Consider the following 11,139-nt stretch of genomic DNA (forward strand, 5'->3'; position numbering starts at 1 on the left):
TTGAAATTAAACATTTAAATCGAAACCTTCGCCAAGCTTAAATCTATCTTGGATCGAATCACTTTTAACGTGATCATCTTATGCGAAAGTCAAAAAATGAAAGTGATATTTTTTGAAAACCCAAAATAGAGCAATCATTCTTCAAAGTAATTCGGATCAAATTTATTGACAGATAGGTCTTTGTTCTGCCTATAGTTGAGTCGCTGCACCTTTTACTTGACAGCAACTTTACCAACACTGCCGGTTTGGGCAGATTTTTGTCTTTTATTGAGAGGAATATTTGATGGCTGATACCAAAGAACTTGAAATTGCAATTGAGGAGGTGAATTCGGCGGTAACGCGTCTGAAGGCAGAAGCTGCCAATCACGGCGTTCCCGTCTGTTTTTGCCAACCTTGTGTGGGGCCGCAACCCTTGTGTGTTCCATGTAACTACTGCGTGCAGTGCGTCCAATGTGCTGGGCCACAACCGCTTTGTGTGCCGTGCACCAACTGCACACCATGTCAACTTTGCGTTCAGTGCTCTCCTTGCACGCCTTGTTCGCCATGCACCCCATGTACGCCGTGCAGCTCTGGCCCTGGTCCAGTTGCGTTCTGCGAACAGTGCAGCACAGGTCCAGCGTGGCCGTGCATCATTACGCTTTGTGTGATGTGTGAACCACCGTCTGTAAAATGCGCAGAATGCGTGTCCTGTCTCTATTGCGAGCAGTGCGCGAACTGTTTGCATTGCGACAAGTGCGAGAAATGTTTGCATTGCGCTAAGTGCAAGTAGCGAACATACTAAGTTGAGAAACGACCCAGCCAATCAACCTGATTGGCTGGGTCACCGATCCGCCCTTCGATATTGCCGAAGGGATTTTTATGAAAGAAATTGAATGTCTCGAATACGGCTCAGCCCTGCGGCCAGCATTTCCCCAACTGGGACGGGGGTTATCCTCAACTCTGATCTTGGAACCTTCCAGTTAAAAGGCGCAGATCTAAGCGTTTTCATTGAAAAAATGATCCCCCTTTTGGATGGGTCCAAATCCCGTGAGGATATCGCCGCCAGTATTGAAGGCTATTCAGATGCGAGCGTTTTACAATTGCTGGCCATGCTCGAAGAACGCGGTTTGCTGGAACCCGCCCCTGACGATGCCACAGAATTCGGGCCACAGGAACGTATGGCCAAAGTCCTGCCAGATGGGTTTATGGGCAAACTAGCTGATGCCAAGGTGCTGATTGTGGGGCTTGAGCCTTGGGGGGCCATCGCCGCCATTGAACTGGCCGCAACTGGCGTTGGTGCGCTGCATATGCTTGATGATCGCACCGTCACAGCCGAAGATTTACTGTGCATTCATGATCTAAAAAAAGACCATGTCGGCCAAGCGCGAAAGGATGCCTTGGCCAATTTGTTACAATCGGGAACATCGCAGATCACTGCTGCGGATATTGTCCTTGGTGAAGATGGCGCCTTGATCCTTGATGACGCGCAGTATGATTTGATTATTACAGGTTTAAACGCCGATGATCACCGTGTTTTGCGGGCGGTCACCGCCTATGCAGATAAGAACAATATCACCACACTGCACGGTCATCTTGATGGGCAAGAAGCATGGATTGGCCCTGTCATTACGCCAGGCAACTCAGGATGTTGGGAATGCTATCGTTTGCGCAAATTGGCCCATGCACAAAACACGCAAGCCAGCCATGATTTTGATAACTCCCGTTTGGCGCAACGCCCCGATGCACGGGGCCGCGCGATGCTGGCCCCAATGGCGCCAATGGTTGGGCAGTTGCTTGCCGTTGATGCGCTGCGTCTTTTGGGATTGAACGAAGGCTCACATCCTGCGGGCAGTTTCCGTGTCCATGACATGTTCACGGGCAAGGCGGAAACACACAGCTTTGTCCCCATGCCGTGGTGCGATGTCTGCGGCGGCGCGGCCAAAGCGGTCGACGCCGTAGAACCAGATTTACGCGACCCACAGGTCCATGCCTTAAGCCTTGTTCACGATGGCGACGCGTTGCGAGATCTGTTGAAAGGTTGGATTGATCCAAGGGCAGGTGTGCTCAAGGATCTTACCCTTTACGCTTCTGGCCAAGATACCAAGCAACCCCGCACGGCTGGGGCCAATCTGGTTGGGTTTACAACAGGCAATCCTCAAACGGCAGCTGGTCCGATGGTAGGCTCTGGCAAAGCATTAACGGACATGAGCGCACAAATTGGCGCGGTGGGCGAAGCAATTGAACGCTATTCTGCGTCTCGCTATGTCAAAGACGCGCTGCGCTATGCTCCGATTGATGAACTGGATGGGGATGTTGTCGATCCTGCAAACCTGCCGCTTTACAACAAAAAACAATACCAATCCGATCACTTTCCCTGCACGCCATGGGACCCGAAACAACCCATTCACTGGGCAAAAGGTGAATGGATAGGTGGGGGTGAAGTTTGGGTTCCAGCATTGCCCACTTATTTCAACTTTTTCGTCCCGCATAATGAACATTTCTGTCAGGTGTCTTCCAATGGATTGGCTGCAGGGGGCGATAAACGGGATGCTGCTGTGCGGGCCTGTTATGAACTTTTGGAACGCGACAGCTTTATGCTCAGTTGGTTTGCGCAATTGCCCGCCCGCCGCTTGATTGTCGATCAGGATCTTGATCCCGAATTGCAGAAAGTCAAAGCGCAGATCGAAGCCAAAGGCGTCGAGATCGAGTTTTGGGTTATGAACGACATGGGAACTGGCATTCCGACAGTTGTCTGTCTTGGTCTCGGGGACGGAGACACATGGGGCGGCACAACGCTTGGTTTGTCTTGCCATGCCGATATCCGCGTTGCCGCCCAAAAAGCACTGTTGGAACAAGCGCACTTTGGGCCGTATTTGGCTCGGATCATGAAAGAAGAGAAAATTCCACGTAAACCCGAAGACGTGCGCAGTTTAGAAGATCATGCGCTTTACTACGTACCAAAAAGCAAGCGCAAAGCTTTTGAATTTATGCGCTCGGACGATGATCCAATTCTCTACAGCGAAACCGCAGACTTTGGCCCCGCCGAAGGCGAAGACGCCTATGATTACCTTGCAAAACAGCTGAAGGCGGCAGATTTGAAAATTGCTGCCGTTGACGTTACTTCGCCAGACGTGATGCTCAGCCCGTTTCGCGTGGCCCGCGCGGTTGGGGAATACGTGCAGCCAATCCACTTTGGCTATCACATGCGCCCGATGGTTAATCCGCGTCTGCAAAAACTGCTCGAAGGGCGCGAAATCAACCCTAATCCGCACCCAATCGCATGAAGTACGCAATCCTTTGCGGCACAGTTTATGGTGCCAATTACGTCCCCGCACTTCAGGCCGAGGACTCGCCGATCCGATTGGGTGGCATCGTCTCGCGTGGCAGTGAACGGTCTGTTCAAATGGCCCGTGCGCTGGGCGTTCCCCATTCCACCTCCCTGTCTGAAGTCAGCGATAAGCAGGCGGATGTGGTTATCGTCGCGGTATCAGGTGATGCTGGTGTTTCGCTCAGCAAAGAAGCGTTGCGCCGTGGATTTGATGTTTTGGCTGAACACCCTTGGGAGCCAGAACATGTCAGCGAACTGACCGCATTGGCACAAGAAACAGGGCGTGCGTTTCACATCAACGGACATTGGGCCGATCAGGAAAACGCGCTGGCCTTTATTCACGGATGTCACGCTGCGGCACAATCCTCTTCCGCGGTTTTTGCCAACCTTATTACCAACCCGCGCACGCTGTATTCTGGGCTTGATCTGTTGCACCGCGCCATTGGGGCAACGGATTTGGACAGCTTTGTTCGGATTGACCCCATAACTGACAATCCACCGTTTGTTTTGATGCAAGGCGTGGCGGGCTCGACGCAAGTCACCATTCAATACCAAACCTACACCAGTCTGGTTGACGATGGCACGGCGGCACTTGCCAACCACCATTTTGTGATCGGTTATCCACACGGACATCTGACTTTGGCCGAAACCAGTTCACCAGCGCTCTGGGTTCCAGATATGACGCAGCTTTATACTGCTGGTTCACAAGGGCAGGCACAGCCATCTGCCACGTTCTTTCCGCAAGATACTGCGCCAACGGTTGGTGCGTTCAATCACGAACATCGCGTGGCGGCTAATCGCTTTGCTTTGGAACGGATTTTGGGCCACGCCGCAACGGGTGATTGCCCCCCAGAACAAAGTGCAGAACATCATCAATCGGTTGCAAACACGTGGCGTCGCCTGATGAATTTGGGTGGTGAAATTTCTTACGTGGGTGGATGATTTTCTGTGCTGCAAAGTAAATCGAAATAAAAAAATTATAAATTTGATTCATTTTGTTGATCTACGACTTAAACGATGTAAGATCGAACGCGACTCCACCAATGGCTGTGTATTTTGGCCGAAGTGAATTATTGTATTCAACCCATTCAAAAGGACCCTAATAAATGGATTTGTCGTCGCTTGATCACATCGCCAAAGAATTTAAACTGTCCCACGCGGAAAAGGTTATGGTGCATTTCATCAATCATACCATGACGCGAGACGCGGCCCTAACGCGATTGAAAGCAGACCTTCAGGCGGCAATTTCTGTCGAATTGGCAACGATCCCGATCTACCTTTACACGTATTATTCGCTGCAGCGGACCAATAAGTCGGGCGAAAACATGGACGAAGCACAAATCTTCGCCAACAAAGCCGCAGGGGTGATCATGTCAGTGGCCGTCGAGGAAATGCTGCACATGTCCTTGTCGAGCAATATTTTTTATGCGCTCACGGGCACACCGCCACAGTTGTATATGAATGCGCCACAAACCTATCCTGCGATGCTGCCGCACCATAATCCTGTGGGGCCTCCGGGGCCGAATGGCGGAACAGATACACATATTCCGCTTGGTGGGTTTGGATTTGAAACCATGTGGCATTTCCTTCAAATTGAATATCCAGAATTTCCAACCAACGACACGCCTTGGGAGCCGAGTTCTTGTGCGGTGGAAAACGAGGTCGCAAAAGCGCGTAGTTATTTGCATGAACACGGCTGGCCTGCGGACGAAAACTGGAATTCTATTGGGCAATTCTACAGTTTTATCCGCTGTCTGATCGCATCTGATCATGTCACGGATGAGGATTTCTTAAACGGGGACAACGCCCAACAAATTCAGCATTACAACTATGCGCCCAATAACATTGATACGCTGAACCCCAGCGGTGTTTTCAATCCATGGAAACCCGCCCCCAAAGCCGAATGGACCAAAGCTGATGCCGAAGCGACAGGTCAGGCCGAGCCTAGCTTTATGGGGGATGATGTGACGGGTGCGGCGAACGTGGCCGAATATTCTAACGCTCCTGACAGCCATGAGGGCGAATTTGAACTGATCACAGTTCACAGCCGCAAGGATGCCATCACAGCGCTTGAAACCATTTGCGAGCAGGGCGAAGGCTATTCCGATCCTGGTGGCGCAGAAGGCGCAACGGATGATCCCAGCAAAGACGAGGACAGTCACTTTTTTAAATTTCTGACCCTGCAAGCTCAGCTTAAGGAGTTTGAGGACACCAAAGAACAGCTTCCAGAATGGATGGAAAGCAGTATCGCCGCCATGGAGGCACTGGAAAAAGAACAGGGTGCCTTTTCGAAATGGGAACGCAGCGACCTGATCAAGAAAGGCGTGTTGGTTGATTATCCCAACAACCCAGTCAGCGCGCAGTATCCCAAGCATCTGGCCGCACTGAATGATTTCAATTCTGGTCTGTTCCAATACATGCTTATTATGTCTGAAACCCTGTATTTGGTGCCTGCCGGTGCCAATTCTGGGTCGTCAGGGCTGGTCGAAAATCAAAAGTGGTTTTTCAACGTTGGCCTGCATCGTTCCATGATTTGGGTCATGGATAAATGGGTCAAATTCATGCGTGGGTTTGAAATCTCTCAAGGCCCGCACAAGGGAAAATACCTTGCCCCATCGTTTGAAAATCTAAGCCTTGGAAACCGCGAAACTGCGTTTGAAGCGCTAAAAGCGCTGGGTGAAAAAGCCCGTGTTGCATCCAAGGAACTTGGCAATACGGACGGTGATTACATCATCACGCAGGCACTGTCTTTGATGGATGGAGCAGAGTCTATGCACCTGCCCGATGTTGCACCATACTGGCAAAAGAAGAAGGGAAACTAAGATGGCAAACTGGTCCACACCCAAACCCGCAGAGGAACCTGGTCAACCCGTTCCTGCGGACAGCCCGTACACAAAGGCCAACGGCGTGCCGCCTTTTGAATGGAAATCCACCCAAGCGTCCAAAACCACCGGGGACGCCGCGCCAACGCTTCCAGCGCATTTGCCGCTTCACGCCTGTATGGGTTTGAACCACTGCGCAGGATCAGATCGCTATGGCTTAACAGGGCCAAATGGCGATGATCCAAATAGCTGCGCAGGGCAGGGGTATTGCGCCACTACAGCGGATCACACGTGTCACACCAAAAACAATTGTGCCAATCAGGGGGGCTGCGGTCTGTATGGCTGGGGGCCCGATATGAACCATCCGGGCGTGAACGAATGTCGCTCGATGGGGTCCTGTGCCACGCCAATCAATGCTGAACGGTTCACCACATCAGGAGCAAACAAAGGCCAAAGCGTTTGGGTCCGTGCCCGTGAAGTCTTTGAAAAAGCATGGCAGGAAAAACATCGGGCCGAGGTTGCCGCGAAAGTGGAATCTGGCGCTGTGGAAACGCCGTCTGGCACCGTTCCAGAAAAACTCGGCCCTGTTCCTGCACCGTTTTCTGGCACAGGTCCAAGTTACCTTTGGATTTCGGATGACAACAAAAACCGCCCTGCAATGACCTCTTGTGGGTCCAGCGGTTTGTCTGGCGCAGGCGGCTGCGGATGACGCCACACACTGGCATCCGCGATTTGCCGCGCCTTGGCCTCGGTCTTGGGCTGCGCAACACGCATTTTGAACACATCGTTTCGGATTGGCCCGCTGTGGATTGGTTCGAAGCGATTTCAGAAAACTTCATGGATTCAGGTGGCAGGCCACGCGATATCATTCGCAAAGTCGCAAATCGCTATCCCGTGGTGTTGCATGGCGTGTCTATGTCCATCGGCAGCACAGACCCATTGGACATGACCTATTTGTCTCGCCTGCGCGATCTCGCAGGCGAGGTGCAGCCACAATGGATATCAGATCATCTGTGCTGGACAGGGGTTATGGGGTTGAACAGTCATGATTTGTTACCTGTTCCGCTCAATGACGACACGCTCAAACACATCGCTGCGCGGGTTCACAAGGTACAGGATTTTTTGGATCGTCCTTTGATCCTTGAAAACCCATCCACCTATGTCGGTTTTCAAAACTCCACGTTGGAAGAACCTGATTTCCTCAGAGAATTGGCACATCAAACTGGGTGCGGCTTGCTGCTAGATGTGAACAACGTATACGTCAGTTGTTTTAACGCAGACACGGACCCGCATGAATACTTGGCCCGTTTTCCCTGCGAACACGTTGTGCAAATGCACCTTGCAGGTCATTCTCACTGTGGCACGCATATCATCGACACCCACGATCAACCTGTCCGACCCGAGGTGTGGGATCTCTATTCCATCGCCTACCAAAAAACCAACGGCGCATCGACCCTGCTGGAATGGGATGGCAACATTCCAAGCTTTGAAGAGTGCCACGCTGAACTGCTGAAGTCGAAGGCATATATGGACGGACATGTGCCCGCAATTGCAGACGGGCCCGCACCCGCCACCCCGCAATCCGTATCCAACCCTGTCGATTTCCTCGTGCACTCCGTAATGGCGCACACCGATGGGCAGCGATGACGGGGTTTGCGCTCAATGATATCCAAAAATGGATGCAAGCGGCGTTGCTGTCGCCTGAAACCACATCTAGAAGCGAGGCAAGCACACGCCTTACAACCTCTGCCAGATTGTCCCCCGCCGAAGGTTTGGCGATTTATCAACGCAGTTATGCCCTGCGTATCGCGGCCTGTATGCGAGAACAATTTCCGGCCCTGTGCCACGCTTTGGGTGCGGAATTGTTCAACGATTTTGTCGCCGAGTACATTTGCGCGGCCCCACCAGAAAGCTACACGCTGTATGATCTAGGGCGCCGCTTTCCTGCTTTTTTACAAAGCAACCGCCCTGATGCGTCGGGGGGTACTGTCGAACCATGGTTCGATTTCATGGTGGATTTGGCCGCGTTTGAACGTTTGGTGTTTACGGTGTTTGATTGCGATGGCGTTGAAGATGCGGTTTTGGCCACAGTTGATACGCCGCTGGAAAATTTGCGCATTCAGCCGAGCCTGCGCATCGGGCAATATCGGTATCCTGTGGCGTGGTACTATCATCAAATTCGCGACGAGGCCGACCCGCAAATCCCAAATGCAGAACACAGCAGTGTCGCAATTTTGCGTAAAGATTATCAAACCACCACATTTCCAATTGCCCCGGCCCATGCGATTTTTCTGCAATCTATGTGCGATGGCGCGTCCATAGACCAAAGCTTGGACACAGTGGCGCACGCGTTAAATATAGATCCCAAACAAGTGAAAACCTCTTGGGACGAAACACCCGAAGTTTTGCTCGGCTGGATCAAAATGGGTGTTTTCGTAGACAGACCCTAGGTCTTGGCCACCGCTATAATCCAGTCACGCACCAGTTTCGCGTTGTCTGACAAAGGTTTCCCCTGCGACCACACCAGATAAATCCCGTTTCCCGTTGTCCACGCCCAATCCTTTCGCGCAACCAGCAACTCTCGGTCCAATAGGTTGCGCACGATGTGATCCCAGCCAAAGGCAAAACCTTCACCCGCCACCGCCGCCTGTAACACCAACGCATAATCATTTAACCGCAACCCTGCCCGAATATCACGATCATGAATGCCGTGATGGGAAAACCACTGTGCCCAGGTAGGCCGTTCACGCACAGGTTCTTCCAGATGGATCAGCCGTTCGTTCATCAGATTGGGAATGGATCGCAAGTTCTTTGCCGCTGCCATGACACGCGGATTGGCCACGGGATAAATGATTTCTTCGGCAATCATAACGCTGTGGTATCCAGGCCAGTTTCCATTGCCCAGACGTATGGCAAGGCTGATGTTTTCTGCATCCAAATCGGGTTCGCGATCACTGCTTTGCAGACGCAGATCAATTTCGGGATGCGTTGCATGTAAATCCGCCATACGCGGCATCATCCAGTAATAGGAAAAAGCGGAAGACGTGCTGAGTGTCACATGTTCACTCAACCCCATATGCCGCACTTCTTGCGCGGTTGTGCGAATATCTGACAGGCCACGTGAAACCCCTGCAAACATACGCTCCCCAGCCGCTGTCAATGTAACACGCCGATGGGACCGTTGAAACAACTGCACTCCCAACGCTTGTTCCAATTGCTTGATTGCCGCGCTAACGGATGGTTGTTGCATGTTCATTTCATCTGCAGCTTTGGTAAACGACCCAAGACGTGCCGCCGCTTCAAACACAATCAGGTTGCGGGGAGAGTGGATAAGAGACCAAATATCTTGCATAGCCCATGTCTATCCAAAGCATAGATTTTTTCAAGGGTTACGAAGGGCTGCGTCTCGGTTATGGCTCGACCCGTAAGCGAAAGGGTTAAATATGGTCAGACGCGCACGCACCGCCCGCAGATCGGCAAATGACACTACGGGTGTTCCGCCATCCCCCTACATCAAACGGGTGCTGCCTCACTTCGATCCGCTGAACGAAGACCAGTTGGTGAAGATCGAAGCCCAAGTTGATTGGCTGTTGGAAAACATCGGAATTGCCTTTCGGGACGACCCTGTTGCACTAGATATCTGGCGCAAGGCGGGCGTCACGCCCACTGGCCCACATGGAGACCTGATCAAGGCCGATGCCAAATGGATCCGCGAATTGGTGGCCTTGGCCCCAAGTGAGTTCACTCAGCTGGCCCGCAATCCTGAACGTTCGGTTGTGATTGGTGGGGACAATCAAGTGTTTGCCCCAATCTATGGCGCGCCGTTTGTGCGGGACCTTGAAGGGGGACGCCGATACGGAACCATGGCGGATTTCGAAAAACTGGTGCAACTGACCTATATGCACCCAAATCTGCATCACGGTGGTTTTGTGGTGACCGAACCCACCGACGTACCCGTTTCCAAACGTCACCTTGATATGGTGTACGCCCATATGACCCTATCCGACAAACCCCACCTTGGGGCCATCACCGAGAAAAGTCGCGCCCAAGACAGCGTGGATATGGTGGAAATCCTGTTTGGGGCAGACACGCTCGACAACAATGTTTGCATTATGGCCAACGTCAATTCCAATTCACCTTTGTTGGTGGATCGCGTGGTGACAGAAGCGATCCAAGTCTATTCGTCGCGTGGCCAAGCGATGGTGGTGACACCGTTTATCCTAACGGGGGCTATGGGCCCTGTGTCCACGGCGGCCAGCGTGGCCCAAGCCATTGCCGAAGCCATGATGACCTGCGCCTTTGCCCAATTGGTACGCCCCGGTGCGCCGTTTGTGATGGGGAATTTCTTGTCGTCCATGTCGTTAAAATCGGGCGCGCCCACGTTTGGCATGCCTGAACCCGTTATGTCGAATTACGCAATTGGCCAATTGGCAAGGCGTTTGGGCCTGCCATTGCGTTGTGGCGGCTCGCTCACAGCGTCCAAGGTCGAAGATGCCCAAGCCGCCTATGAAAGCGCGGACAGCATGCACTCCACCATGTTGGCAGGTTCGAATTACACGCTGCATTCTGCAGGTTGGCTTGAAGGGGGATTGGCTACGGGTTTTGAGAAATTGATCATGGATGCAGATCGTTTGGGCAGTTATCAAAAATTGCTCGGCGTGGGGCTTGAAACCGATGAAAACGCCTTTGCCCGTGACGCCTATGAAGAAGTCGAACCTGGAGGGCACTTTTTGGGCTCTGGCCATACCATGCGCAACTATCAAGATGCGTTTTATGACGCCACGCTCAGCGACAGTGAAAACGTTGAAAGCTGGGAAGAGGGTGGGTCCAAAGACATGCGGATGCGCGCGCATGCCAAGTGGAATGACATGCTAAACCAGTACACACCGCCCCCCATAGACGCCGCCAAGAAAGACGAACTCGCCGCTTATGTGGCAAAGCGCAAAGAACAACTGCCAGACGCGTGGTACTAACCACACGCGCTGCCCGAACTCTATCACAAAGGACGCA

At 52.3% G+C, this 11,139-nt stretch carries 8 protein-coding genes; 7 read left to right on the top strand and 1 reads right to left on the bottom strand.

Features of this window, described 5'->3' with window-relative positions; all coding sequences use genetic code 11:
* The first annotated feature begins 872 nt into the window (after positions 1-872).
* The 6 genes from QBD29_RS07515 to QBD29_RS07540 all read left to right on the top strand — a co-directional run bounded on the left by QBD29_RS07515 (position 873) and on the right by QBD29_RS07540 (position 8,579).
* Entirely contained in the window at positions 873-3,263 is a 2,391-nt protein-coding gene (locus QBD29_RS07515; protein WP_280100683.1) for a TOMM precursor leader peptide-binding protein, read from the top strand.
* Positions 3,260-4,249, top strand: a complete 990-nt coding sequence (locus QBD29_RS07520; protein ID WP_280100684.1) for a Gfo/Idh/MocA family oxidoreductase — start codon at positions 3,260-3,262, stop codon at positions 4,247-4,249. Before QBD29_RS07515 ends, QBD29_RS07520 begins: the two co-directional genes overlap by 4 nt.
* A 164-nt stretch (positions 4,250-4,413) precedes the next feature.
* Positions 4,414-6,129: a ferritin-like domain-containing protein gene (locus QBD29_RS07525; protein ID WP_280100685.1), complete on the top strand. Its 1,716-nt coding sequence runs from the start codon at positions 4,414-4,416 to the stop codon at positions 6,127-6,129.
* Position 6,130: 1 nt separating this feature from the next.
* On the top strand, positions 6,131-6,838 hold the full coding sequence (locus QBD29_RS07530) for a hypothetical protein (RefSeq protein ID WP_280100686.1): 708 nt from the start codon (positions 6,131-6,133) through the stop codon (positions 6,836-6,838).
* Entirely contained in the window at positions 6,835-7,776 is a 942-nt protein-coding gene (locus QBD29_RS07535; protein WP_280100687.1) for a DUF692 domain-containing protein, read from the top strand. The genes QBD29_RS07530 and QBD29_RS07535 overlap by 4 nt, the downstream gene beginning before the upstream one ends.
* The gene (locus QBD29_RS07540; protein ID WP_280100688.1) at positions 7,773-8,579 is read left to right on the top strand and encodes a DNA-binding domain-containing protein; all 807 of its coding nucleotides are present in this window, start codon (positions 7,773-7,775) and stop codon (positions 8,577-8,579) included. The genes QBD29_RS07535 and QBD29_RS07540 overlap by 4 nt, the downstream gene beginning before the upstream one ends.
* On the opposite strand, the gene QBD29_RS07545 is transcribed toward QBD29_RS07540, so the two are convergent.
* Positions 8,576-9,481, bottom strand: a complete 906-nt coding sequence (locus tag QBD29_RS07545) for a LysR substrate-binding domain-containing protein (RefSeq protein WP_280100689.1) — start codon at positions 9,479-9,481, stop codon at positions 8,576-8,578. The genes QBD29_RS07540 and QBD29_RS07545 overlap by 4 nt on opposite strands.
* A gap of 91 nt (positions 9,482-9,572) precedes the next feature.
* On the opposite strand from QBD29_RS07545, the gene QBD29_RS07550 reads away from it, so the two are divergent.
* A complete protein-coding gene (locus tag QBD29_RS07550; RefSeq protein ID WP_280100690.1) occupies positions 9,573-11,102 on the top strand; it encodes a trimethylamine methyltransferase family protein in 1,530 nt (509 codons plus the stop codon).
* Positions 11,103-11,139: the final 37 nt, after the last annotated feature.

The organism is Amylibacter sp. IMCC11727, assembly GCF_029854195.1.
GTDB lineage: Bacteria > Pseudomonadota > Alphaproteobacteria > Rhodobacterales > Rhodobacteraceae > Amylibacter.